The following is a 23,662-nucleotide window of genomic DNA, read 5'->3' on the forward strand; positions in this document are numbered from 1 at the left end:
TCCGCGCACAGAACACAAAAAACCCCGCCAATGGCGGGGTTTTTTGTTTGGGTGTCAGGGAAAGAAGAAGCAACAAACCGGTCAGGCTGCCGCCGGTGTTCGACCGATGACTCAGAGCAGGATCAGGTTGTCGCGGTGAATCAGCTCATCGTCACCCCGGTAACCCAGCAATTCCACAAAGCGCTCCGAGGACTCACCGACAATGCGCGCGGCCTCACTACTGTCATAGTTCACCAATCCGCGGGCAATCTCCACACCAGCACCGTTACAGCAGGACACCAGCTCACCGCGACGGAAGTGCCCCTCCACGGCGCTCACCCCCACCGCCAGAAGACTGCGCCCGCTGTCGCTCAGCGCGCGCTGCGCGCCCTCGTCCAGTACCAGCTTGCCGCGCACCTGCAGCTGACCGGCAAGCCAGCGCTTGCGCGCCGCCATCGGGTCCGCCTCCGGCAGCAGCAGTGTACCCAGCCGCTCGCCACTGCTGACCCGCTCGATCACATCCTCCACCGCGCCTCCGGCGATAACGGTACAGGCCCCGGAACGCGCCGCCAGTTGTGCGGCGCGCACCTTGGTGGTCATACCACCGCGACCGAGGCCGCTGCGGGAGTCGCCAGCCATCCCCATCAGCGCGGCATCGCCGGCGGCCCCCTCGCGAATCAGCTCGGCGGCGGGATTATCCCGGGGGTCTTCGGTAAACAGCCCCTCGGCATCGGTCAGGATCAGCAACACCTCAGCCTCGACCAGGTTGGCCACCAGCGCCGCCAGGGTATCGTTGTCGCCAAAGCGGATTTCGTCGGTAACCACGGTGTCATTTTCGTTGATGACCGGCACCACGCCGAGGGACAGCAGGGTGCGCACGGTGCTGCGCGCATTGAGATAGCGGGTGCGATTCGACAGGTCGTCGTGATCCAGCAGGATCTGCGCCGTACAGCAATCGAACTGACCAAAGGCCTGCTCGTAGACCTGCACCAGCCGGCTCTGCCCGACGGCGGCGGCGGCCTGCAGCTGATGGATGGACTCCGGCCGTTTCGGCCAGCCGAGACGATCCATGCCGGCCGCGACCGCGCCGGAGGAGACCAGCAACACCTCGATGCCGCGGGCGCGAAGAGCCGCCATCTGGCGCGCCCACTGCAAAATTGCCTGCCGATTGACTCCGCGCCCATTATCGGTAATCAGCGCACTGCCAATCTTGATCACCCAGCGACGGGTCCCTGCCAGTCGCTGGCGAGCCGCTACGAAATCCATACTTCCCCCGTGAACGCTCGAATGGAGCGAAAAGACCGGCCCTATCAGGCCACTTCAGTGGCGATATTCTATATCGACGTCGTAGTCATCGTCGTCCCAATCATCCTCGTCGTTCTGGTCGGCATGGCGCTTGGCTCGATGCGCCTCGCGCAACTCCTCAATGCGCTGACGAGCCTCCCGCTGCATCTGCCGCTGCGCTTCCAATTCCGCCTCGGCAAGCTCAGGATTGGCGGCTTCCTCCTCTTTGCGCTCCTCCAGATAATCCATCAGGCGCCCGGCCAGCTCATCCGTGCCCGCCTTGCGGATTGCCGCCACACGGAACACCGGCCCCTGCCAGTCCAGCGCCTCCACGATGGCCTCACAGCGTGCGTCCAGCTCCGCCGCCGGCACCAGGTCGGTCTTGCTCAGCACCAGCCAGCGCTCGCGGTTGGCCAGTGTTGGACTGAAGGCTGCAAGCTCCCGCTCGATGGCGCGGGCATTTTCCACCGGATCGGAGCCGTCGAACGGCGCCAGATCCACCAGGTGAAGCAGTACCCGGCAGCGGGTCAGGTGCTTGAGGAAACGAATCCCCAGCCCGGCACCCTCGGCGGCGCCCTCGATCAGGCCCGGAATATCGGCAATCACAAAGCTGCGGTGGCGCTCCACCTGCACCACCCCCAGATTGGGCACCAGGGTCGTAAAGGGATAATTGGCCACTTTCGGCTTGGCCGCGGACACGGCGCGAATAAAGGTGGACTTGCCGGCATTGGGCAGCCCCAGCATGCCCACATCCGCCAGCACCTTCAGCTCCAGCTTGAGCGCGCGTTCCTCACCCGGAGTACCGTTGGTGGTCTGGCGCGGCGCGCGGTTGGTGCTGGACTTGTAGCGGGTATTGCCCAGCCCGTGCCAGCCACCCTGGGCCACCATCAGGCGCTGACCCGGCTCGGTGAGATCGCCGAGCGTCTCGCCGGTATCGGTATCGATGACCGTGGTACCCACAGGCACCTTCAGCTCCAGATCCGCGCCCTTGGCGCCGGTGCAGTTGCGACCGCGCCCGGGCTGGCCGCTTTCGGCCTTGTAGCGGGGCTGGTAGCGATAATCCACCAGGGTATTCAGGGACTCGTCGGCCAGCAGGTAAACGGAACCGCCATCGCCCCCGTCACCACCATCGGGGCCACCCTTTTCAACGAATTTTTCCCGGCGGAAACTCAGGCACCCATTGCCACCCTTGCCGGCCTGTACGTAGATGGGCGCCTCATCGACAAATTTCATGCTTACTCCACCGCAGCTGCGGCTGTTTCTCTCTTTGGCAGTGTAACCTGCGCAACCTTTTCCTACCCGCTCCGCCAGCAGCCGCAACAAAAAAGCCCCGCGATATGCGGGGCTTTTCGTGAAGCTAGGACCAATACCGCTTAGGCAGTTTCGATGGAAACGAACTTGCGGTTGTTGGGGCCTTTCACCTCAAACTTCACAACGCCGTCCGCAGTGGCGAACAGGGTGTGATCCTTGCCCATACCAACGTTGACGCCGGCGTGGAACTTGGTGCCGCGCTGACGCACGATGATGTTGCCAGCCGCTACAGCCTGGCCGCCAAAGCGCTTCACGCCCAGGCGTTTACTTTCGGAATCGCGCCCATTGCGCGTACTACCGCCAGCTTTCTTGTGTGCCATGAGTCGTTACTCCTCTGCTTATGCCTTGATGCCAGTGATTTTAACTTCGGTGTACCACTGACGGTGGCCCTGGCGCTTCAGGGAGTGCTTACGACGGCGGAACTTGATGATTCTCACCTTCTCGCCGCGGCCGTGGCTGACCACTTCCGCAGTCACTTTAGCGCCGTCTACGACGGGAGCGCCGATGTTGATCTTGTCGCCGTCGACAACCATCAGCACCTTGTCAAAATCGATGGAATCGCCGGTTGCAACTTCCAGCTTCTCCAGGCGAAGGACTTCGCCCTCTTCTACGCGGTGCTGCTTGCCACCGCTCTCAATTACAGCGTACATATCTCTATGCTCCGGATGGACGACACGAAGCAGCGGGCAGACGCCAGAATCTGGCAGTCACCACCCCGCATTTCAGGAGCTTGCGCCGTGTGTTTAAACAGCTTTACCGTGACGAGCCTCGAAGGCGGATCAAACGGGGCGCAGATTCTAATCAATTCCCTTGATTGATACAATAGTGCCCGCGCCGCAGCGACGGCGACAACCCTAACAAGCAGCCTCATATAAGCAGTAGCACAAGGATCCCCCAATGTTGCCTTTCCACCGGGTCGCCGCGGACGACTTCGCCGCGGTCAATCAGCGCATCCTCGACCAACTGCATTCGGACGTTCCCCTGGTGGAAAACATCGGCCACTACCTGGTGGAAGCCGGCGGCAAGCGCCTGCGGCCACTGCTGGTACTGCTCTGTGCCCGCGCATCCGGCTATCAGGGGCAGAATCACATCGACCTGGCGACCGTTATCGAGTTTATCCACACCGCCACCCTGCTCCACGACGATGTGGTCGACACCTCCGAGCGCCGCCGCGGCCGACTGACCGCCAACGCCCAGTGGGGCAACGCCCCGGCGGTGCTGGTGGGCGACTTCCTCTACTCCCGCGCCTTCCAGATGATGGTCGCCCTCAAGGATATGGACATCATGGCGGTGCTGTCCGACACAACCAACACCATTGCCGAAGGCGAGGTGCAACAGCTGGTGAACGCCGGCGACCCACAGGTCAGCGAGGAAAATTACCTGACGGTGATTCACAAGAAGACCGGTGCCCTGTTCGAGGCCGCCTGCGAGACCGCTGCGGTACTGGCGGGCTGCAGCCTGGAGGAGCGCAGCGCGCTCAAGCTCTACGGTCGCCAGCTGGGCCTGGCCTTCCAGCTGGTGGACGACGCGCTGGACTACCGCGGCAACCCGGAAGAGCTGGGCAAGAATGTGGGGGACGACCTGGCGGAGGGCAAACCCACCCTGCCACTGATTTACACCATGGCCAGGGGCACGGCGGAACAGGCAGCGCTGGTGCGCGAGGCCATTGTGCAGCGCAGCGCCGAGCGCCTGACGGACATCGTCAGCGCGATCAACGCCTGCGGCGCGCTGGATTACACCATGGAGCAAGCGCGCGCAGCCGTCGACCACGCCAAGAATCACCTGCAGTTCCTGCCGGAGAGCGAGCAGAAGACGGCGCTGCAGCAGCTGGCCGACTTCGCCATCGAGCGGACGGTGTAGCCCCCGCCATTGCCGCAAAGGGTCGGCGGCCATCGCGCCGCCACTCTGGTTCTACTGCGCGCCATAGCCAAGAAATAAAAAGGGCGAACACTAGGTTCGCCCTCTCCACATCCATGATCGCTGCGCGTCAGCTGCGAATCAGCGCCAGCAGCTCCGCGGTTTTTTCCCGCATCAAAGCCTCGTCGCCACGGGACTCCACATTCAGGCGAACCACCGGCTCGGTATTGGACATACGCAGGTTGAAGCGCCAGTCGGCGAAGGCCACGCTGAGGCCGTCCACATGTTCGACACTGACGGCATCCGCGGCGTACTTTTCCTCGGCGGCCTGCAGCAGTGCCGCGGGATCTTCCACCTTGGAGTTGATTTCGCCAGAGCAGGGGAAGGCGGCCATGCGCTCGCCCACCAGCTGTGACAGCGGCTTGCCGCTGCGGCTGACCAGCTCCGCCACCAACAGCCACGGAATCATACCGCTGTCGCAGTAGGCGAAGTCGCGGAAGTAGTGATGCGCACTCATCTCGCCACCGTAGATGGCATCCTCCTTGCGCATCCGCTCCTTGATGAAAGCGTGGCCGGTCTTGCTCTGTACCGGATCGCCGCCGGCGTTACGCACGATAGCCTCGGTGTTCCAGGTCAGGCGCGGATCATGCACGATTTTGGCGCCCGGCTGCTTGAGCAGGAAGGCCTCCGCCAGCAGGCCGACCACGTAGTAGCCTTCAATAAACACGCCGTTCTCGTCGAAGAAAAAGCAGCGGTCGAAGTCGCCATCCCAGGCGATGCCAAAATCGGCCCCGCTGTCCTTGACCGCCTGCGCGGTGGAGTCGCGGTTTTCCGGCAAGATAGGGTTGGGGATGCCATTGGGGAAATTGCCATCGGGCTCGTGATTTACGCGCACGAAGTCGAACGGCAGGTGTGGCGCCAGCGCATCCACCACCATGCCCGCGCCGCCATTACCGGCATTCACCACCAGCTTCAGGGGCTTGAGCTGCGCGACATCAACGTAGCCCAGCAGGTGCGCGACAAAATCGTCGCGGTGCGCGAAGCGCTTCAGTTCACCGCGCTGTTCAACCGGCGCAAAGTCGTTCTCCTCCGCCAGCCGCTGGATATCCTTCAGGCCGGTATCGCCGCTGATGGGGCGACTGCCGGAGCGCACGAACTTCATGCCGTTGTAATCCATGGGATTGTGACTGGCGGTCACACAGATGCCGCCGTCAAAGTCGCCGTGGAAAGTGGCGAAGTAAACTTCCTCGGTACCGCACTCACCGATATGGAATACATCGGCACCGGCATCCATCAGGCCGTTGGCCAGGGCCTCGGTGAGCTGTGGGCTGGTCAGGCGAATATCGTGACCCACCACCACCCGCCGCGCATTGAGAAACTGGGCGAAAGCGCGACCCACTCGATAGGCCACATCTGCATTCAACTCATCGGGGACACGGCCGCGCAGGTCGTAGGCCTTGAAACAGGTCAGTGCACTCATGGCATCGTTTCCTTGTTACTTCTCATTACTGCTCGTGTTGCGCCTGTTCCGGCAGGTAGACGTTTTCATAGACGAAATTGGTGGCCTCGACAAAACCATCGACGGAGCCACAGTCGAAACGGCGCCCCTTGAAGTTGTAGGCCAATACGCAGCCGCGCTGGGCCTGGGCCAGCAGGGCATCGGTAATCTGCACCTCACCATTCTTGCCCGGCGGTGTCTCGCGGATCAGATCGAAGATATCCGGGGTGAGGATATAGCGGCCGATGATGGCCATATTGCTGGGGGCCTCGTCCGCCGGCGGCTTCTCCACCATATCGGTGACCTGCCACAGGCCCGGCTTGATCTCGTTGCCGGCGATAACGCCGAACTTGTGGATCTGCTCCCGCGGCACCTCTTCCACCGCCACGATACTGCAGCGGAACTGCTTGTAGAGCTCCACCATCTGCCCCAGCACGCCCATACCGTCGTTCAGACACAGGTCATCCGCCAGCACCACCGCGAACGGCTCGTCGCCCACCAGACGCTGCCCCTGCAGGATGGCATCGCCGAGGCCGCGCATTTCGCCCTGACGTGTGTAGGAGAAGCTGGCCTTGTCGATCACTCGACGGACGCTGTCGAGATAGCGCTCCTTGCCGGTACCGGAGATCTGGTGCTCCAGCTCAAAATTGGTATCGAAATGATCCTCGATGGCGCGCTTGCCGCGACCGGTCACGAAACCGATCTCGCTGAGCCCGGCCTCAATGGCTTCTTCCACCCCATACTGGACCAGAGGCTTGTTCACCAGCGGCAGCATTTCCTTCGGCATGGCCTTGGTGGCGGGCAGGAACCGGGTGCCGTAACCGGCCACCGGAAAAATACATTTCTTCAGCATTGTTACTGGGTCCCCATATTTTTCTAATTAACAGCGCATTCTTTTAGAGGCTGCGCAACTTATCACACTTCCGCGGCGCAATTCAGTCACAGCCCCATTTCACCCCGTTACGCGTGTCAGGCGCCGCTTTCAGGGTGGGCATTTGCGGCAGCGAACCACTGCGAATTAGTCAGCAAGGCCCATGCCAGCCCCAAACAGGTCGGTGACCGACTGGACAAGTACCCCCCAGGGCTTAGAATGCCCGCTGTGTAAAAACGCCCAAAACCGGGGACAAAATGAGTAATTTCGTTCAGAAAAATAGCTATACCCGCGAAGAACTGCTGACCTGCTCTCAGGGTGAAATGTTTGGCCCCGGCAACGCCCAGCTGCCCGCGCCCAACATGCTGATGCTCGATCGCATCACCCACATCTCCAAAGAGGGCGGCGCCTGCGGCAAGGGTGAGCTGATCGCCGAGCTGGATATCCACCCGGACCTGTGGTTCTTTGACTGCCACTTTCCCGGCGACCCGGTAATGCCCGGCTGCCTGGGCCTGGACGCCATGTGGCAGCTACTGGGCTTTTTCCTGGCCTGGAAGGGCAACCCCGGCCGCGGCCGTGCCCTGGGCTGTGGTGAGGTCAAGTTTACCGGCCAGATCCTGCCCACGGCGAAGAAAGTCACTTACCATATCCAGCTGAACCGGCTGGTCGAGCGCAAGCTGGTGATGGGCATTGGTGACGGTACCGTCGCGGTGGACGGCCGCGAGATTTACAGCGCCAAAGACCTGCGGGTCGGCCTGTTCACCCGCACCGATAACTTTTAAGAAGTCCGGCGGCTGAAGCGCCGAGTAAACAATAACAACGACCACAGTCGACAAGTTTTACGGAGACCATTATGCGTCGGGTTGCGATCACCGGAATGGGCATTACGTCCTGCATTGGCACCAACCTGGAGGCGGTGACCGCATCCTTGAAGGAGGGCCGCAGTGGTATCCGCTTTCAGGAGGAGTACCGCGAACTGGGGCTGCGCAGCCAGGTCGCAGGCCCTGTTGATATCGATTTCAAAGACCATATCGATCGCAAGCATCTGCGCTTTATGGGCGATTCCGCCGCCTACGCCTATATCGCCATGCAGGAGGCCATCCGCGTCTCCGGACTGGAAGAGCGTGATATCTCCAATCCCCGCACCGGCCTCGTGATGGGCTCCGGCGGCACCTCCACCGCCGCCATCATTGACGCCGCGCAGACCCTCAAGGAAAAGGGTGTGCGCCGCGTGGGCGCCTTCCGCGTGCCCCAGGTCATGGGCAGCACCGTCTCGGCCTGCCTGGCCACACCGTTCAAGATCAAGGGCGTCAACTACAGCATCTCATCCGCCTGCGCCACCAGCGCGCACTGCATCGGCAACGGTGCCGAGCTGATCCAGATGGGCAAGCAGGACATCGTTTTCGCCGGTGGCGGTGAAGAACTGGCGTGGAGCCTGACCCACCTGTTCGACGCCATGGGCGCCCTGTCCAGCAAGTACAACGACACCCCGCAGAGGGCCTCACGCCCCTACGATGCGGACCGCGACGGTTTCGTCATCGCCGGTGGCGGCGGCTGCCTGGTGCTGGAAGAGATGGAGCATGCCAAAGCCCGCGGCGCCACCATCTATGCCGAGCTGACCGGCTATGGCGCCACTTCCGACGGCTACGATATGGTCGCACCCAGCGGCGAGGGCGCGGTGCGCTGCATGCAGCAGGCGCTGGCGGGCATGGATGGCAGGGGCCTCGATGGCGGTGTGGATTACGTCAACACCCATGGCACTTCCACGCCGGTGGGCGATGTGGCAGAACTGCGCGCACTGCGCGAGGTGTTTGGCGAGCAGGTACCGCCGTTTTCCTCCACCAAATCCCTCACCGGTCACTCCCTCGGGGCCGCCGGCGTGCAGGAGGCCATCTACTGTCTGCTGATGATGCAGAACGACTTTATCGCCGCCTCCGCCAACGTGGAGCACCGCGACCCCGAAGCCGAAGGCATGGATCTGGTGACCGAACTGCGCAATCAGCAGATCCAGCGCGCAGTGTCCAACAGCTTCGGCTTTGGCGGCACCAATGCCAGCCTGGTCTTCGACAAGGTCTGAGAAAGGGCTGAGTAAGGCTCAAGCCACCAAAAACATCAGCACAAAAAAAGGGCGCAACCGCCAGGGGTTACGCCCTTTTTTTGTGCATGCGATCACGGATCTAACGCTATTGCTCGCTGACCGCCACCGCCCGCTTCCACCGATTACTGGGCATTACTGCCCGGCTTGACACTACCGAGACGCTCCAGCCACAACTCCACCTGCCGGGTCAGCCCCTGGCGCCAGCTGCGCTGCTGGATGCCGAATACATCGCGCAGCTTTTCCGAGGCCAGCACCGCGCTGTGGTTTTCCGCCTGCGGCAGCGGGCTGAGAGCCACTTCCAAGTCCACATCGCAGAAAGACTGCGCCCGCTCCAGCACCTCGAGGCCAAACTCGTGCGCGGTACAGGCATCCGCCGCACCATAGTGGTAAGTGCCGGTCCGCGGCGCCCCACTGGCCAACTGCTGCACCACCGCCACCACCACGCGGCACAGATCATCAAGGGTCACCGGGCTGCCGCGGTTCTGGTCGTCCAGCTGCAGCGGCTGGCCCGACAGGACTGCGGCCAGGATATGCCCCAGAAGTGCCTGCTCGGCGCTATCCACCAGCCAGCCAAAACGCAGAACCGTCACTTCCGGCCTGTCGCGCAGCGCCTCCTCGCAGGCGAGCCAGAACTGGCCCTGCTCCGAGTTCGGCGCGGGCTCATCCTCTTCGTCGTAGCGCTTGCGGGTGCCACCGGGAAACACGCGGTAGGAGGAAATATGCACCAGCGGGCCGCCCTCATCGGCAGCCAGCGTGCGGCTGACCTGCAGAGCCAGGTCCATGGCCTGATCGCCGCCAAGACAGACCGCGTTGACTACAATGGCTCCGGGGCGCAGCTGATCAAGCTCCTCTGCAGTCAGCAGCTGAACGCGAAAGCCGGCCCGCTGCAGTCGCTTCTGCAGCATGCCGTCGACTTTGGCTCCAGAACCGACCACCGCGACGGAGTCCGGGGTATAACCGGTATGGTGAACTTGCACGGCAGTCACTGCCCCTCAGTCACAGCCCCTCAGAAGGGGATGTCATCATCGAAGCTGTTGTCGAAACCACCGGCCGGGGGCTGGTTGCCGCCCTGACTGCCGCCAGCCTGACCGCCATGTCCGCCGCCCTGGGATGGCGCCATCGGCGAGGGTGCCGAGCGGCCCTGAGCATAGTCGCCCTGCCCACCCTGCTGGAAACCACCACTCTGCTGAAAACCACCGCCCTGCTGCTGATAGCCGCCCTGCCCCTGCTGATCGTAGCCGCCCATGCCCTGGTTGGGAGCGAAGCCGCCCTGATCACCGCGGCCGTCCAGCATCTGCATCTCGCTGGCGACAATCTCCGTGGTGTAGCGGTCCTGGCCGCTGTTCTTGTCCTGCCACTTGCGGGTGCGCAGGCTGCCCTCGATATAGACCTTGCTGCCTTTGCGCAGATACTCGCCGGCGATCTCGGCCAGGCGGTTGAAGAACACCACCCGGTGCCACTCGGTGCGCTCCTGCTGCTGGCCGGTCTGCTTATCCTTCCAGCTTTCGGAAGTGGCCAGATTCACATTGGTGACGGCACCACCACTGGGCAGATAACGAGTCTCGGGGTCACCCCCAAGGTTGCCGATCAGAATGACTTTGTTAATTCCCCGGGCCATTGGCCTCTCCTCTCTCGTACAGGCGGACCAGCGGTCCGCGGATTTTCATTCAGTGTCAAAACTGCCGTGCGGCAATCATTGCGAAACCGCGACGGGCATTTGGATATTTATCCAGCAGCATACAACAGGCGCGCCCCCAGCCGCCACCAGAGCAGCCCCCACACAACAGCCAGTGCGAGCCCCAATAGAGCGACCGCCCCGGCGCCGCCGAAGGCATAGAGAAAACCACCCAACACGCCGCCGGCAAAGGCCCCCAGAAACTGCAGCGTGGCGAAAAATCCCGAGGCTGCGCCGCGGGCCTCGGGGGGCGCCGAGCGGGTCAGCTGGGCCGGCAGCAGCGCCTCCAGCAGGTTGAAGGCGATAAAGAACAGCGCCAGCAGCACAATGGCCAGGGCGGCACTGTTCACCCACAGGGCCAGGCCACCAACGGCAAGACCAGCGAAAGCCAGCACCAGTGCCAGCGGTACCCGGCCGCTGCGCTCGGCGAGGCGCATCAGCGGCAGCATCAGTAAAAACGACCCCAGCATCAGCGGAGCGTATAGTTTCCAGTGCTCGGCGCCCGGCAGGCCGAACTTGTCTACCAGCAAAAGCGGCAGGGGAACGAACAGGGCGGTCAGCAGCAGGTGGGAAAAGAAAACCCCGCTGACCAGCCGCCAGATCTCGCCACTGACCAGCAGCGCGCGGAATCCACCGCGATACACGGTCGCCCCCCGGGCCTGTTGCGGGGCCGGGTCCGGCACCAGCCGCCAGGCGATCAACAAGCCCAGCAGCGCCAGCGCGGCGGTTAGCCAGAAGACCGCGGACAGGCCGCCAAGCCCGGCCAGCAGGGGGCCGAGAATCACCGCCAGCATAAACGCCAGCCCAATCGCGGCGCCGATGGCCGCCATGCCTTTGCCGCGGTTCTCGTCCGTGGTCAGATCCGCCATCAGCGCCATGGTGGCGGCGGCGATGGCGCCACAGCCCTGCAGGACGCGCCCGGCGATCAGGCCGTAGACCGAATCCGTCTGCGCCGCCACCAGACTGCCGATCGCAAAAACCGCAAGCCCCATGTAGATCACCGGTTTGCGCCCCCAGCGATCGGACAACATGCCCAGCGGTATCTGCAGCAGGGCCTGGCTGAGGCCATAGGCCCCCAGGGCAACGCCGAGCAGGGCAGGGGTACTGCCCTGGTAATCCGCCCCATAGACCGACAGCACCGGCAGCACCATGAACAGGCCGAGCATACGAAAAACGTACAGGGAGGCGAGACCCGCAAGGGCGCGGCGCTCATTGCTATTCATGAAGTGATCCGGGCGACGACTGTGGGTTGACGACAATGGGTTGAGGGCGCGCATTGTACCAGTGGCGGGGGAATTGGTCAGTGGTTACTCAATCGGCACCCGAACCGGCCCGCCAGCGGCGAAACCTGGGCCCAACAGCGCAGCAGAAAGGTGGGGATCTGCGGGCCGCCCCCCTACCGTAAACAGGTGTGCCAGAGAAAACCCGACCCCCGGGTTTTGGCACACTTCGCTGCGGGCTTATACTTGCCTGTTTTTCCGCCCAGACAATAGGTAGAGCGTGGACACGATTTATGTACGGGGTGCGCGCACCCACAACCTGAAGAATATCGATCTGGATATTCCCCGCGACAAGCTTATCGTGATCACCGGACTGTCCGGCTCCGGTAAGTCCTCACTCGCATTCGACACGCTCTATGCCGAAGGGCAGCGCCGCTACGTGGAGTCCCTCTCCACCTATGCCCGCCAGTTCCTGTCGATGATGGAGAAGCCGGACGTTGACACCGTCGAGGGCCTGTCGCCGGCGATCTCCATCGAGCAGAAATCCACCTCGCACAATCCCCGCTCCACCGTCGGCACCATCACCGAGATCTACGATTATCTGCGACTGCTGTTCGCGCGGGTCGGCGAGCCCCGCTGCCCGGACCACGGCAAGCCGCTGCAGGCGCAGACCATCAGCCAGATGGTGGATCAGGTGCTGGCCCTGCCTGAGGGCACCAAGATCATGCTGCTGGCGCCGGTGGTGCGCGACCGCAAAGGCGAACACCTGCATGTGTTCGAACGCCTGCGCCGCGATGGCTTCGTGCGTGCGCGCATCGACGGCACCGTGTGCGACCTGGACGACACCCCCAAGCTGGACAAGCGCAAGAAGCACTCCATCGAGGTGGTGGTGGATCGCTTCAAGGTGCGCGACGACCTGCAGCTGCGCCTGGCGGAATCCTTCGAGACCGCCCTGGCCCTCACCGACGGCATCGCTTCCATCGCCTTTATGGATGGCGATCAGGAGGAGCGGCTGTTCTCCTCCCGCCACGCCTGCCCGGTGTGTGACTATTCACTCAACGAACTTGAACCGCGACTCTTTTCCTTCAACAACCCCGCAGGCGCCTGCCCCAGCTGCGACGGACTCGGCGTTAAGCAGTTTTTCGATGAAGAAAAGGTCATCACGGACCCGGACAGCAGTATCTCCGAGGGCGCCATTCGCGGCTGGGACCGCCGCAACATCTACTACTACCACATGCTCGACTCGCTGGCGGAGCACTACGGCTTCGACCTGGATACGCCCTGGAACAAACTGCGCAAGAAAGATCGCCAGGTCATCCTGCACGGCAGTGGCGACACAGTGATCGACTTCAGCTACGTCAATGACCGCGGCGATGTCACCGTGCGCCGTCACACCTTCGAAGGCATCATCCCCAACTTCCAGCGCCGCTACCGCGACACCGAATCACAGTCTGTGCGCGACGAACTGGCCAAGTACCTGAGCACCCAGAGCTGCCCGGAGTGCGGCGGCACGCGGCTGCGGCGCGAAGCGCGCAACGTCTTTGTGGACAACCGCACCCTGCCGCAAATCACCGAGCTGCCGGTCGGCGATGCATTCGCCTATTTCGATCACCAGTTGCAGTTCACCGGCGCGCAGAAAGAGATCGCCGATAAGATCCTGAAAGAACTGCGCGATCGTTTCCGCTTCCTGGTGGACGTGGGGCTCAACTACCTGACCCTGAACCGCAGCGCCGAGACCCTGTCCGGTGGCGAGGCGCAGCGCATCCGCCTCGCCAGCCAGATCGGCGCCGGGCTGGTGGGCGTGATGTACATTCTCGACGAGCCCTCCATCGGCCTGCACCAGCGCGACAATGAGCGCCTGCTGGCCACCCTCACCCACCTGCGGGATATCGGCAACACGGTGATCGTCGTCGAGCACGATGAGGACGCCATCCGCAGCGCCGACTTTATCGTCGATATCGGCCCCGGCGCCGGCGTGCACGGCGGCGAAGTGGTGGCCGCCGGCCCGGCGGAAACAATCCTGCAGTGCGAGCGCTCACTGACCGGACAGTACCTGTCCGGCAAAAAGGAAATCGCCATACCGGCAGAGCGCTATGTGGCGGACCCCGACTATATGCTGCGAATCGAGGGCGCCTGCGGCAACAACCTGAAGAATGTGACCCTGGAAATTCCTGTCGGCCTGTTTACCTGTGTGACCGGGGTATCCGGCTCCGGCAAGTCCACCCTGATCAACACCACCCTCTACCCGCTGGCGGCAACCGCCCTCAATAAGGCCACCACCCTTAAGGCCTCACCCTACAAAACCATTACCGGACTTGAGCACTTCGACAAGTGCGTGGACATCGACCAGAGCCCCATCGGCCGCACGCCGCGCTCCAACCCGGCCACTTACACAGGGATTTTCACTCCCATCCGCGACCTGTTTGCCGGCACCCAGGAAGCGCGCTCGCGCGGCTATAAACCCGGGCGCTTCAGCTTCAACGTCAAGGGTGGGCGCTGTGAGGCCTGTCAGGGTGACGGCGTCATCAAGGTGGAAATGCACTTCCTGCCGGATATTTATGTGCCCTGTGACACCTGCAAGGGCAAGCGCTACAACCGCGAGACGCTGGAAGTCCACTACAAGGGCAAGAACATCCATGAAGTGCTGGAGATGACGGTGGAGGAGGCGCGTGAATTCTTCGACCCGGTGCCCGCCATCGCCAAGAAACTGCAGACACTGATGGATGTGGGGCTTTCCTACATCAAGCTGGGGCAGGCCGCCACCACACTGTCCGGTGGCGAGGCGCAGCGGGTCAAACTGTCGCGGGAACTGTCCAAGCGCGATACGGGGCAGACGCTGTATATTCTCGACGAGCCCACCACCGGCCTGCACTTTGCGGATATCCAGTTGCTGCTGGACGTACTGCACCGCCTGCGCGACCACGGCAACACCATCGTCGTGATCGAGCACAACCTGGATGTCATTAAAACCGCGGACTGGCTGGTGGATTTGGGGCCGGAAGGGGGCTCCGGTGGTGGCGAAATCATTGCCACCGGCACTCCGGAAGAAGTGGCGGCGAACGAGCGCTCGCATACCGGCCGCTTCCTGAAGCCCATCGTGCTGTAAATTTTTCAGCGGCGCGGATTGATCCATCCGCGCCGCCGGCTTTACGCTTCACAGGCGTCAACAAGCACCCACAAGAACCTACCAAACGTCGCCCAACATTCAGCCGCCCTCACCCGCGAAAAGCTTCGGCCGTATCATCTTTGCCAAATCGACCGCGAAGAAACCGCAAGCCATTAAACCGCCGCCACCGACATAGAGCGACGCGTGATTTTTTATGCCGAGCGCTGGCTGCGAATTCTGCGGCTTCGGCGACCGTAATTTCAGGTTTTTTATTCCATCGTTTTTATTTTATGGTCTTTTATTTCATCGCCACCTATTTTTGCGATGACGATTTTTATCCGCAGTGAACAGTCTTGTCGCGTTTAAATTTATGCTGCGTTCATATATCCGTGACACCCGCCCATGATGACTGGCCTGGCATTTTGCTCTACCAGCTATCCGCCCCCTCCTGCGCTCAGCGTGCCCTGAACACTTTCCCGGTGCGGATTTGGCGCGGCTTTGAGCTATTTTTTGTCATTCTTTTTCCCTTTTCCTGTTCGTTCTTTTCGCTCTTTAGCTTTTTAAAGGGCTGGGGCATCGTTCCTCACACTCTGTGGACGGCGGCTCTTGCACCCGGATTTTGTGAACCAGTTTGCCGGGATAGAAACGCATTCAATTTTTTCCATTGACTGAATAGTCTCTATGCGCGGCTGCTGGACGCAGTGCTGACCCGCACTTACCCTTCAAGCGATTTACCCAAAAGCGATGCGGACAGGATGCCGTTGTCGCGGTCTGTTGGACGGCAGCTGCACCTTGCCGCCCCATGAAGTTCGACTGCTGAAGTCGCCTGGATCCTGCCCAGAGAAAAATACCTGTCATAAAAGGGATTCAAAATGATAAAAGCACTCCGCAGTACAACAGCCGCACTTGCCGTTGCCGCCATGACGTTCAGCGGCGGCGTCTTCGCCGAGCCCGGGGACTACGGGTTCTGGAAAACCCTGCGCAACCTCTCCAAACCCCGCGAAGCCAACGCTGCGGTTACAGACACACAAACCCAGGGGATGTATCCACTCAGCGTCGCAGACCCAGGCTTTAACGACGGTTTCGACCCCGGCGATTACGACAACTGGCAGCAAGTGGACGTACCCGCCAGTACCGGAGCCATGTGTGGTAACGGCTCACCCTACAAGTTTTTTGTGTACCGAGTGCCGGATACCAGCAACACCATTTTTTACTTCGAGGGAGGCGGCGCCTGCTGGGATTATGAAAGCTGTTCCGGGCAGACCGGTATCCGCGGCGCCCGCAACCCGAATGGGATTCCGGATCACTATGTGCAGAATATCAACCTGCTCGACTTCCAGAATTCCTCCAACCTGGGTACCGCTGCGGCTTCGCCTTTAATCTATACCCACCACCCCTACGACCAGTACAAAACCGGTGAGTGGAATATTGTCTACGTACCCTACTGCACCGGCGACATTTATGTCGGCGATAAAACAGAGGTGTACCAGGACCCCACCGGGCAGAACCCCGATCTGGTCTTTCATCACAACGGGCTGCGCAATGTGCAGGCAGTGACTTCCTGGGTTAAGAACAACCTGCAGAAGCCCAAGCAGATGCTGGCCGCAGGCTGCAGTGCCGGCAGCATTGGCGCGCTGCTGAATTACTCCAAGCTGCGGCAAGATATGAAAGTGAAGTACGGCTATCTGCTGGTCGATTCCGGGCCGCTTTACAATGCCCCGCGCAACAGCGATGACCCGCAGACCTACCCTTCCCTGCCCCTGCACCAGAAGGTCTTGGACTCCTGGACGACCTTTGCCGACGGAGGAGACCCCAACGCGGAGAACCCGATCAACCTGCTGGCGCACATCACTCCCGGATTTGATAGCAATGCGCTTGCCAGCGTCTATGCAGGTCTATCGAATAAGTTCCCCAGCGACCGTATGGGCATTACCCATTTCCTCGCCGACGGAAACTTTTCTTCGTATTCCTATGAACGGTTCTTCGATGACATCAACACCGACCCGGACGCGGACTCCAGGTTGTCCAAATTGCGCAGTAAATGGCAACAGGACACACATAACAACCTGATTCCGCTACTGGAGCAAACCAGCAACTGGGGCTACTACTTCCCCATGTTCCGCAACTTCAACGAGAGTCACTGCACAACCGTGCTCGACTTGCAGTACGGCGAGATTGCAGAACAGGGACTCAGTACCCGGGATTTTCTTAACAACATCATCAATCATGAAGGGGGCGGTGTTATCCGCGCCTATGAAACCGATCAGGTTTCGGACTTCAAGAACAACAATAACTGGTTCTATGATCTGGTGGGCGGCCTGCTTTAGAAGCAACGACAGGCATTACTCTATAAAAAAGGCCGCTGTCGCGGCCTTTTTTGTTTAGAAAGTCTTCATCGCACTAATTGCCATAGGCCTCCTCTCTCGCAGTCTGCAATCGCTGACGCAGGTATTCCTGACGGCTGAGTCCATCGGGGAAGCTTGCCATCTGCTGCACTTCGCGCAAAATTTCCACTTCCATTTCCTTGTAACGGGCGAATCCCGGCACCTCCCGGTAAGGATCATACGCCTGCAGCTGCCGGTGTGCTCTCTGGCGGTATTCGGCGATGATTGCCGCCGCTCGCTCATCGTACTCAGCCTTGCTGCCGCTATTGCGCTCGAGCCAGGCCAGCTTGATAGCGAGGCCTTCGTAAGCGATGACCCGGCCCTCATTTTCAATCCGTTCAATCAGCTCCCAGGCCTCCCTGTCACTGAGGGCCCCCGGTTCACCCGCAAAGTAACTGCGCAGCGCCTTCTTATCTGCTTCTCGGGACAGATACTTCTCCACCCTTGGATCTTGCAGCAGTGCGCTCAACGCATCTTCGAAAATCACCCCGGGTTCGAGCAAATCCCCTACAGTATTAGCAATCGCCTCGGGCTCCCCCTCGTTATATTCCGTCTGCTGTAGAGTGTGAGCGGAGCCATTATGCGCGCTAGTGGGGTCGGTATCTGGCAAGACCATGCCGGTCACGTAAAACAGCACAGCTGCCATCATGGCAAGCATCAGCGCCCCCAGCGCCAGCCGGTTTCTCATCTTGTGCATTGCTGCTTCCTCTTCAATCCTGTGGACAGGCACAGCCAGTCTACCCCTATGCTGTGCCGGAGCAGACCTGTACAGAGAGGCTGAAAGGCAATAGCACGCCTTTTTAGGGTGCTTGCACCTGGGGATTTACTCGCTGGTGGCGAACTGAGGGCTCAGGGCTCAGGGGTCAGGCGTGAGGCGTGAGGCGTGAGGCGTGAGGCGTGAGGCGTGAGGCATCGAGCATGAGACATGAGGCGCGGGCTGGGACCAAGGCTCACGTGGCCACAATGAGGCTTGCACCAAGCGACGAGTTTCAGTGAGCACCGCGGCACTTTATCGCGCGGGTAGGCCTAAGTGGTCGACGATGCCTCTGCGTAAGAGAAACAAGCCCTGGTCAGGCCCAAGTGAGGGGCTGATCCTCATCCTTGTCCGCGCAGGCGGTCTTCTTCGGCGGCACATAACCTACCCGGGATTCCTGCGGCAGGTTGCGCATTTCCCAATTGGCGACCGCCTCTGCACACAGGCCACGCTGCTCCGGTGTGAGCGCCTGGCCATTTGGCCACTTGCCCAATTCGATGGCGCGCTTGAGGCTGCCGACGATCTGTGGATTGAGGTTGTCTAGCAACTGCTGCAAGGTCATGAAAAGCTCCACGGATGACGCAGGGTAGCGGGTGAATATTCGCTGCTATCGAGGATTATACGCCCGGCGGACAAAAAAAAAGCCGGTCAAAGACCGGCTTTTTTAGACTCGGTATTCGCCGGAGCGAATAACCGCGGCTTATTAGGCCTCGGCAGCTTCCACTGCGTCGTCTTCAACCTGAGGGCGATCCACCAGTTCAACGAAGGCCATCGGGGCCTTGTCTCCGGCGCGGAAACCGCATTTCAGGATACGGATGTAGCCACCCGGACGCGCTTCGTAACGCGGACCAAGCTCTTCGAAAAGCTTCTTGACCGCGTCCTTGTCGCGAATACGGGAGAACGCCAGACGGCGATTGGCAACACTGTCCTTCTTTGCCAGGGTGATCAGCGGTTCGGCAACGCGACGCAGTTCCTTGGCTTTGGGAAGGGTGGTTTTAATCAGTTCGTGTTCCACCAGCGACGCGGTCATGTTCTTGAACATGGCTTTGCGGTGAGCGCTGGTACGGCTGAATTTACGGCCACTATAGCGATGACGCATAACTCAATTCCTTACGACATTTTGCTAACGACGGTGCTGTCTCAGCAAGTCGTGCTGGAGCGGCGCTCACCAATGGCCAGACACCGCTCGGGTTCTTTCTAAGCGCGCGGCCAGGGCCGCGCCTACCAGATACTTACAGGGGGCTCAGCTTGCTGTCACCCTTGAGGCTGGCCGGCGGCCAGTTCTCAAGGCGCATACCCAGAGACAGACCGCGAGAAGCCAGAACGTCCTTGATTTCAGTCAGGGACTTCTTGCCCAGGTTCGGGGTCTTCAGCAGCTCTACTTCAGTGCGCTGAATCAGGTCACCGATGTAGTAGATGTTTTCCGCCTTCAGACAGTTCGCCGAACGAACAGTCAGCTCCAGATCGTCCACCGGGCGCAGCAGCACAGGATCCACTTCCGGCTCCTGAGCGGCGGGCTGGGTATCCTTCTCGCCTTCCAGGTCGACAAACACGGCCAACTGCTGCTGCAGGATGGTCGCGGCGCGACGGATGGCTTCTTCCGGGTCCAGAGTACCATTGGTCTCCAGGTCCAGAACCAGCTTGTCCAGATCTGTGCGCTGCTCTACACGCGCGGACTCCACGCTGTAGGAAACACGGCGCACCGGGCTGAAGGAGGCATCCAACTGCAGACGGCCGATTGAGCGGGTCTCTTCCTCGTCATCACGACGCGCGTCGGCGGGCTGATAGCCGCGGCCACGCGCAACGGTCAGACGCAGGCTCAGTTCCACGTTGCCGGTGATGTTGGCGATCACGTGCTCGGGATTAACGATCTCGATGTCGTGGTCTACCTGGATATCTCCGGCGGTTACCGCACCCGGTCCCTTTTTGCTCAGGCTCAGTACGGCCTGATCCTTGCCGTGCATGACAACGGCGATTTCCTTCAGGTTGAGCAGGATTTCAATTACATCTTCCTGCACACCTTCGATCGCGCTGTACTCGTGCTCAACACCGTCAATTTCGACTTCAGTGACGGCGCAGCCCGGCATGGAGGACAGCAGGATGCGACGCAGTGCGTTACCCAGAGTGTGGCCGAAACCACGCTCCAGCGGCTCCAGAACCACCTTGGCGTGATTCGGGTTGTACTCGGTGACGTCAATACGACGCGGTGTCAAAAACTCGTTGACAGCAGTCTGCATAGCCATACCTGTTTAAAGTTGTATCCCTTACTTGGAGTAGAGTTCCACAATAAGGTTTTCGTTGATCTCTGCCGGCAGATCCACGCGATCAGGAACACGCTTGAAAGTGCCTTCCAGTTTGGTCGCGTTGACGTCTACCCACTCGACATCGCCACGCTGGGCGGAGAGGGAAACGGAGTTCTGGATGCGCATCTGCTTTTTGGCTTTCTCGCGAACCGCAATCACGTCACCGGCCTGAACCTGGTAAGACGGGATGTTTACAGCGCTGCCATTCACCAGAATCGCCTTGTGGGCAACCAGCTGGCGCGCTTCGGCGCGAGTGGCGCCAAAGCCCATGCGGTAAACCACATTGTCGAGGCGTTTTTCCAGCAACTGCAGGAGGTTTTCACCGGTAGCACCCTTGAGGCGCGCCGCTTCCTTATAGTAGTTGCGGAACTGCTTTTCCAGTACGCCGTAGATGCGGCGAACTTTCTGTTTCTCACGCAGCTGAATACCGTAGTCGCTCAGGCGACCGCGACCGGCGCCATGCTGGCCCGGCTTGGTTTCCGCGCGGCACTTGGAATCGTGCGGGCGAACACCACTTTTCAGCTGAAGATCGGTACCTTCCCGGCGGGAAAGTTTACATTTTGGTCCAATATAACGTGCCATCTTGTCAGCCCCCTCTTACACGCGACGCTTTTTGGGCGGACGACAACCATTATGCGGGATCGGCGTCACGTCGGTGATGTTGGTGATCTTGTAGCCGCAGTTGTTCAGTGCGCGAACAGCAGATTCGCGACCCGGGCCAGGGCCCTTAACTTCGACATCAAGGTTTTTCAGGCCGTATTCCTGAGCGGCAGTACCTGCGCGCTCGGCGGCAACCTGGGCTGCAAACGGCGTGCTCTTACGAGAGCCGCGGAAACCGGAACCACCGGCGGTGGCCCAGCTGAGGGTATTACCCTGACGATCAGTGATCGTTACGATCGTGTTGTTAAACGATGCGTGGATGTGGGCAATACCGTCGACAACGGTCTTTTTGACCTTTTTGCGAACAGTAGTTTTTGGCTTAGCCATACCTGTATCCTAAATCCTGTATCAAATCCCCCGATACCCGAGGGCTTCTTAAACCGCGATTGGCAGCGCGATCGCCTTACTTGCGAATCGGCTTGCGCGGGCCCTTGCGGGTGCGGGCGTTTGTCTTGGTGCGCTGACCACGCAGCGGCAGGCTGCGACGGTGGCGCAAACCGCGGAAGCAACCCAGGTCCATCAAACGCTTGATGTTCATGGAAACTTCGCGGCGCAGATCGCCTTCCACGGTGAGTTTTGCAACTTCGCCACGGATGGACTCAATCTGCTCTTCAGACAGATCGCGGATTTTGGTGGATTCAGCGATACCAACCGCTGCCAGAATAGACTTAGACGTCGTGCGACCAACCCCAAAGATATGGGTAAGGGAGATCACGGCGTGCTTGTGGTCTGGTACATTGACACCAGCAATACGTGCCATAGAGGCATACTCCACGTATTGGGAGCCACTCTTGTGTGACTCATCTTAGATTTCGGCGCTGACAGCGACTAAAAAACGGCCTGCGCCACCAAAAAGGCGCGCAAGAATAGCTTTTCAGACACCAAATTGCAATAGCCCGCCCTCTCCCCGAATAAATCGTAGAGAGAAACGGACGACAGTCAACGCCCCCAATTGGAACCGGAATCTATCCTCCCGGCTCCCACCGCAAGCCAAGGCTTGCGGTGTCGCCTGCAGCGGCGGGGGCCGCAGCTGCAGGCATGTTCCAACACCATGCCCACTCCACCATCAGCGGTGTGGACATGTGGCCAACTGTAAACAGCCGACCACCAACCACAGCGCGCAGCGATAACAAACGCTGCGCTGACGCCGTGACTAGCCCTGCCGCTGCTTGTGACGCGGCTCAGCGCTGCAGATAACCCGCAGAACGCCCTTGCGGCGCACGATCTTGCAGTTACGGCAGATCTTTTTAACAGAAGCCCGTACTTTCATGATCCTACCTCAATTCACTTAAACCGCATGACGGCGCCGCGATTAGCGACGACCGTAGCTCTGCAGGTTCGCCTTTTTCATCATTCCTTCGTACTGGTGTGACAGCAAGTGCGATTGCACCTGAGCCATGAAGTCCATCACTACAACCACAACGATCAGCAGTGAGGTACCTCCCAGATAGAAGGGTATGTTAAACCCAACCACCAGGAACTGCGGCAGCAGGGAAACCAGCGCGATATACACGGCACCGACCAATGTGAGGCGAGTCAATACGCTATCGATATAGCGTGCCGTCTGCTCACCTGGACGGATCCCAGGCACATACGCACCAGACTTTTTCAGATTGTCAGCGACTTCTTTCGGGTTGAACATCAACGCCGTGTAGAAGAAGCAGAAGAAACCGATCAGCAACGCGAACAGAATGATGTTCAGTGGCTGGCCGGGGCCCAGCTGCAGCGCCATCCACTGCAGGATCTGCGCACCGATGCCCTCGCCACCCTGGCCAAACCACTGAGCCAGTGTGGCCGGGAACAGCAGGATACTGCTGGCGAAGATCACCGGGATCACACCCGCCATGTTGACCTTCAGCGGCAGATGGCTGGACTGAGCTGCGGGAGCAGCAGAGTAGCGACCGGCCTGACGGCGTGCATGGTTGATGGTGATTCTGCGCTGACCGCGCTCCATCACGACAACAAAGTAGACAACTGCAATCGCTACGAAGCCGAGAACCAGAAGTGTCAGGATATGTAGCTCACCCTGACGGGCCTGCTCAAACGCCTGACCAATCGCACCGGGCAGACCGGCGACGATGCCGGCAAAGATCAGCATGGAAATGCCGTTGCCAACGCCGCGCTCGGTGATCTGCTCACCCAGCCACATCATGAACACCGCACCGGTCACCAGTGACACTACCGCCACAAAGTAGAAACCGAAGGCAGGATCTGCAGAGTAAGCCAGGTTCTGACCCGCTAAGCCGAAGGTCATGCCGATACCCTGGATCAGCGCCAGCACCACGGTGAGATACCGAGTGTACTGGTTGATCTTGCGCCGACCCGCGTCGCCCTCCTTCTTGAGGGCTTCGAGGGACGGAGTCACCGCAGCCATCAACTGCATAATGATGGATGCGGAGATGTACGGCATGATGCCCAGCGCCAGAATACTCATGCGCTCCAGTGCGCCACCCGAGAACATGTTAAACAGGCCAAGGATGGTTCCCTGATTCTGATTAAACAGGTTGGACAGCTTTTCCGGATCGATGCCGGGCACCGGAATATGTGTACCCAAGCGATACACAAGTATTGCTAGGAACAGAAAACGAAGGCGAGCCCAGAGCTCGCCCAATCCCTTACTGTTGCCCAGGGCGTTTACGCCGGATCCTGGTCGTGCCATTTG

At 60.5% G+C, this 23,662-nt stretch carries 23 protein-coding genes; 5 read left to right on the forward strand and 18 right to left on the reverse strand.

Going from position 1 to position 23,662, the window contains the following annotated elements:
- Positions 1 to 111: 111 nt before the first annotated feature.
- The 4 genes from proB to rplU all read right to left on the reverse strand — a co-directional run bounded on the left by proB (position 112) and on the right by rplU (position 3,224).
- The gene (gene proB / locus ABEA58_RS08145; RefSeq protein WP_345550461.1) at positions 112 to 1,245 is read right to left on the reverse strand and encodes a glutamate 5-kinase; all 1,134 of its coding nucleotides are present in this window, start codon (positions 1,243 to 1,245) and stop codon (positions 112 to 114) included.
- 54 nt (positions 1,246 to 1,299) lie between these two features.
- On the reverse strand, positions 1,300 to 2,496 hold the full coding sequence (gene cgtA, locus ABEA58_RS08150; protein ID WP_345550463.1) for an Obg family GTPase CgtA: 1,197 nt from the start codon (positions 2,494 to 2,496) through the stop codon (positions 1,300 to 1,302).
- Between the two features lie 140 nt (positions 2,497 to 2,636).
- Positions 2,637 to 2,894 (reverse strand): 50S ribosomal protein L27, encoded by a 258-nt coding sequence (gene rpmA / locus ABEA58_RS08155; protein ID WP_067086922.1) that lies wholly within the window; start codon positions 2,892 to 2,894, stop codon positions 2,637 to 2,639.
- An 18-nt stretch (positions 2,895 to 2,912) separates the two neighbouring features.
- Positions 2,913 to 3,224 carry a 50S ribosomal protein L21 gene (gene rplU, locus ABEA58_RS08160; protein WP_345550472.1) on the reverse strand — a complete coding sequence of 104 codons (312 nt, stop codon included), beginning with the start codon at positions 3,222 to 3,224 and terminating at the stop codon, positions 2,913 to 2,915.
- Positions 3,225 to 3,471: 247 nt separating this feature from the next.
- Here rplU and ABEA58_RS08165 point away from each other — a divergent pair, with 247 nt between their 5' ends.
- Positions 3,472 to 4,434, forward strand: coding sequence for a polyprenyl synthetase family protein (locus ABEA58_RS08165; protein WP_345550474.1), 963 nt, complete (start codon positions 3,472 to 3,474; stop codon positions 4,432 to 4,434).
- A gap of 127 nt (positions 4,435 to 4,561) precedes the next feature.
- Here ABEA58_RS08165 and ABEA58_RS08170 read toward each other — a convergent pair whose 3' ends face one another.
- Together ABEA58_RS08170 and galU are read right to left on the reverse strand one after the other, a co-directional pair.
- On the reverse strand, positions 4,562 to 5,911 hold the full coding sequence (locus tag ABEA58_RS08170; RefSeq protein ID WP_345550476.1) for a phosphohexomutase domain-containing protein: 1,350 nt from the start codon (positions 5,909 to 5,911) through the stop codon (positions 4,562 to 4,564).
- A gap of 25 nt (positions 5,912 to 5,936) precedes the next feature.
- Positions 5,937 to 6,782 carry a UTP--glucose-1-phosphate uridylyltransferase GalU gene (gene galU, locus ABEA58_RS08175; RefSeq protein ID WP_345550478.1) on the reverse strand — a complete coding sequence of 282 codons (846 nt, stop codon included), beginning with the start codon at positions 6,780 to 6,782 and terminating at the stop codon, positions 5,937 to 5,939.
- 275 nt (positions 6,783 to 7,057) lie between these two features.
- On the opposite strand from galU, the gene fabA reads away from it, so the two are divergent.
- Positions 7,058 to 7,582 carry a 3-hydroxyacyl-[acyl-carrier-protein] dehydratase FabA gene (gene fabA / locus ABEA58_RS08180; protein ID WP_345550480.1) on the forward strand — a complete coding sequence of 175 codons (525 nt, stop codon included), beginning with the start codon at positions 7,058 to 7,060 and terminating at the stop codon, positions 7,580 to 7,582.
- A 71-nt stretch (positions 7,583 to 7,653) separates the two neighbouring features.
- Complete coding sequence (fabB, locus tag ABEA58_RS08185; RefSeq protein WP_345550481.1) at positions 7,654 to 8,877, forward strand: beta-ketoacyl-ACP synthase I; 1,224 nt, start codon at positions 7,654 to 7,656, stop codon at positions 8,875 to 8,877.
- 143 nt (positions 8,878 to 9,020) lie between these two features.
- Here fabB and ABEA58_RS08190 read toward each other — a convergent pair whose 3' ends face one another.
- From ABEA58_RS08190 to ABEA58_RS08200, 3 genes are all read right to left on the reverse strand, one after another.
- Positions 9,021 to 9,875 (reverse strand): sugar nucleotide-binding protein, encoded by an 855-nt coding sequence (locus ABEA58_RS08190; protein WP_345550484.1) that lies wholly within the window; start codon positions 9,873 to 9,875, stop codon positions 9,021 to 9,023.
- 29 nt (positions 9,876 to 9,904) lie between these two features.
- Positions 9,905 to 10,516, reverse strand: a complete 612-nt coding sequence (gene ssb, locus ABEA58_RS08195; RefSeq protein ID WP_345550486.1) for a single-stranded DNA-binding protein — start codon at positions 10,514 to 10,516, stop codon at positions 9,905 to 9,907.
- A 107-nt stretch (positions 10,517 to 10,623) separates the two neighbouring features.
- On the reverse strand, positions 10,624 to 11,796 hold the full coding sequence (locus ABEA58_RS08200) for an MFS transporter (RefSeq protein ID WP_345550489.1): 1,173 nt from the start codon (positions 11,794 to 11,796) through the stop codon (positions 10,624 to 10,626).
- 277 nt (positions 11,797 to 12,073) lie between these two features.
- Between ABEA58_RS08200 and uvrA the strand changes: the two genes are divergently transcribed.
- Together uvrA and ABEA58_RS08210 are read left to right on the forward strand one after the other, a co-directional pair.
- A complete protein-coding gene (gene uvrA / locus ABEA58_RS08205) occupies positions 12,074 to 14,899 on the forward strand; it encodes an excinuclease ABC subunit UvrA (protein WP_345550491.1) in 2,826 nt (941 codons plus the stop codon).
- An 872-nt stretch (positions 14,900 to 15,771) separates the two neighbouring features.
- The gene (locus ABEA58_RS08210) at positions 15,772 to 17,226 is read left to right on the forward strand and encodes a pectin acetylesterase-family hydrolase (RefSeq protein ID WP_345550493.1); all 1,455 of its coding nucleotides are present in this window, start codon (positions 15,772 to 15,774) and stop codon (positions 17,224 to 17,226) included.
- Positions 17,227 to 17,299: 73 nt separating this feature from the next.
- On the opposite strand, the gene ABEA58_RS08215 is transcribed toward ABEA58_RS08210, so the two are convergent.
- The 9 genes from ABEA58_RS08215 to secY form a co-directional block, all read right to left on the reverse strand.
- Positions 17,300 to 17,980 carry a hypothetical protein gene (locus ABEA58_RS08215; RefSeq protein ID WP_345550495.1) on the reverse strand — a complete coding sequence of 227 codons (681 nt, stop codon included), beginning with the start codon at positions 17,978 to 17,980 and terminating at the stop codon, positions 17,300 to 17,302.
- 373 nt (positions 17,981 to 18,353) lie between these two features.
- Positions 18,354 to 18,599, reverse strand: a complete 246-nt coding sequence (locus tag ABEA58_RS08220) for a YeaC family protein (RefSeq protein ID WP_345550497.1) — start codon at positions 18,597 to 18,599, stop codon at positions 18,354 to 18,356.
- Between the two features lie 141 nt (positions 18,600 to 18,740).
- Positions 18,741 to 19,136: a 50S ribosomal protein L17 gene (gene rplQ / locus ABEA58_RS08225; RefSeq protein ID WP_345550498.1), complete on the reverse strand. Its 396-nt coding sequence runs from the start codon at positions 19,134 to 19,136 to the stop codon at positions 18,741 to 18,743.
- Between the two features lie 133 nt (positions 19,137 to 19,269).
- A complete protein-coding gene (locus ABEA58_RS08230; RefSeq protein WP_345550499.1) occupies positions 19,270 to 20,274 on the reverse strand; it encodes a DNA-directed RNA polymerase subunit alpha in 1,005 nt (334 codons plus the stop codon).
- Between the two features lie 27 nt (positions 20,275 to 20,301).
- The gene (rpsD, locus tag ABEA58_RS08235; RefSeq protein ID WP_345550501.1) at positions 20,302 to 20,922 is read right to left on the reverse strand and encodes a 30S ribosomal protein S4; all 621 of its coding nucleotides are present in this window, start codon (positions 20,920 to 20,922) and stop codon (positions 20,302 to 20,304) included.
- Between the two features lie 15 nt (positions 20,923 to 20,937).
- Positions 20,938 to 21,327 (reverse strand): 30S ribosomal protein S11, encoded by a 390-nt coding sequence (rpsK, locus tag ABEA58_RS08240; protein ID WP_020411406.1) that lies wholly within the window; start codon positions 21,325 to 21,327, stop codon positions 20,938 to 20,940.
- Between the two features lie 76 nt (positions 21,328 to 21,403).
- A complete protein-coding gene (rpsM, locus tag ABEA58_RS08245) occupies positions 21,404 to 21,760 on the reverse strand; it encodes a 30S ribosomal protein S13 (RefSeq protein ID WP_345550512.1) in 357 nt (118 codons plus the stop codon).
- A 393-nt stretch (positions 21,761 to 22,153) separates the two neighbouring features.
- Positions 22,154 to 22,270 carry a 50S ribosomal protein L36 gene (rpmJ, locus tag ABEA58_RS08250; RefSeq protein WP_010133825.1) on the reverse strand — a complete coding sequence of 39 codons (117 nt, stop codon included), beginning with the start codon at positions 22,268 to 22,270 and terminating at the stop codon, positions 22,154 to 22,156.
- 42 nt (positions 22,271 to 22,312) lie between these two features.
- Positions 22,313 to 23,659 carry a preprotein translocase subunit SecY gene (gene secY / locus ABEA58_RS08255; RefSeq protein ID WP_345550522.1) on the reverse strand — a complete coding sequence of 449 codons (1,347 nt, stop codon included), beginning with the start codon at positions 23,657 to 23,659 and terminating at the stop codon, positions 22,313 to 22,315.
- Between the last annotated feature and the right edge of the window lie 3 nt (positions 23,660 to 23,662).

Origin of the sequence: Microbulbifer aestuariivivens (assembly GCF_039545115.1) — a bacterium.
Taxonomy (GTDB): domain Bacteria; phylum Pseudomonadota; class Gammaproteobacteria; order Pseudomonadales; family Cellvibrionaceae; genus Microbulbifer; species Microbulbifer aestuariivivens.

Excerpts from the sequence above, each read along its gene's own strand:
- rpsD (WP_345550501.1), bottom strand. The coding sequence starts at position 20,922 with ATGGCACGTTATATTGGACCAAAATGTAAACTTTCCCGCCGGGAAGGT.
- fabB (WP_345550481.1), top strand. The coding sequence starts at position 7,654 with ATGCGTCGGGTTGCGATCACCGGAATGGGCATTACGTCCTGCATTGGC.
- ABEA58_RS08230 (WP_345550499.1), bottom strand. The coding sequence starts at position 20,274 with ATGCAGACTGCTGTCAACGAGTTTTTGACACCGCGTCGTATTGACGTC.
- ABEA58_RS08220 (WP_345550497.1), bottom strand. The coding sequence starts at position 18,599 with ATGACCTTGCAGCAGTTGCTAGACAACCTCAATCCACAGATCGTCGGC.
- ABEA58_RS08165 (WP_345550474.1), top strand. The coding sequence starts at position 3,472 with ATGTTGCCTTTCCACCGGGTCGCCGCGGACGACTTCGCCGCGGTCAAT.
- rpsK (WP_020411406.1), bottom strand. The coding sequence starts at position 21,327 with ATGGCTAAGCCAAAAACTACTGTTCGCAAAAAGGTCAAAAAGACCGTT.
- secY (WP_345550522.1), bottom strand. The coding sequence starts at position 23,659 with ATGGCACGACCAGGATCCGGCGTAAACGCCCTGGGCAACAGTAAGGGA.
- fabA (WP_345550480.1), top strand. The coding sequence starts at position 7,058 with ATGAGTAATTTCGTTCAGAAAAATAGCTATACCCGCGAAGAACTGCTG.
- ABEA58_RS08200 (WP_345550489.1), bottom strand. The coding sequence starts at position 11,796 with ATGAATAGCAATGAGCGCCGCGCCCTTGCGGGTCTCGCCTCCCTGTAC.
- rplQ (WP_345550498.1), bottom strand. The coding sequence starts at position 19,136 with ATGCGTCATCGCTATAGTGGCCGTAAATTCAGCCGTACCAGCGCTCAC.
- ABEA58_RS08215 (WP_345550495.1), bottom strand. The coding sequence starts at position 17,980 with ATGCACAAGATGAGAAACCGGCTGGCGCTGGGGGCGCTGATGCTTGCC.
- proB (WP_345550461.1), bottom strand. The coding sequence starts at position 1,245 with ATGGATTTCGTAGCGGCTCGCCAGCGACTGGCAGGGACCCGTCGCTGG.
- ABEA58_RS08210 (WP_345550493.1), top strand. The coding sequence starts at position 15,772 with ATGATAAAAGCACTCCGCAGTACAACAGCCGCACTTGCCGTTGCCGCC.
- rpmA (WP_067086922.1), bottom strand. The coding sequence starts at position 2,894 with ATGGCACACAAGAAAGCTGGCGGTAGTACGCGCAATGGGCGCGATTCC.
- ABEA58_RS08170 (WP_345550476.1), bottom strand. The coding sequence starts at position 5,911 with ATGAGTGCACTGACCTGTTTCAAGGCCTACGACCTGCGCGGCCGTGTC.
- rplU (WP_345550472.1), bottom strand. The coding sequence starts at position 3,224 with ATGTACGCTGTAATTGAGAGCGGTGGCAAGCAGCACCGCGTAGAAGAG.
- galU (WP_345550478.1), bottom strand. The coding sequence starts at position 6,782 with ATGCTGAAGAAATGTATTTTTCCGGTGGCCGGTTACGGCACCCGGTTC.
- ssb (WP_345550486.1), bottom strand. The coding sequence starts at position 10,516 with ATGGCCCGGGGAATTAACAAAGTCATTCTGATCGGCAACCTTGGGGGT.
- cgtA (WP_345550463.1), bottom strand. The coding sequence starts at position 2,496 with ATGAAATTTGTCGATGAGGCGCCCATCTACGTACAGGCCGGCAAGGGT.
- rpmJ (WP_010133825.1), bottom strand. The coding sequence starts at position 22,270 with ATGAAAGTACGGGCTTCTGTTAAAAAGATCTGCCGTAACTGCAAGATC.
- rpsM (WP_345550512.1), bottom strand. The coding sequence starts at position 21,760 with ATGGCACGTATTGCTGGTGTCAATGTACCAGACCACAAGCACGCCGTG.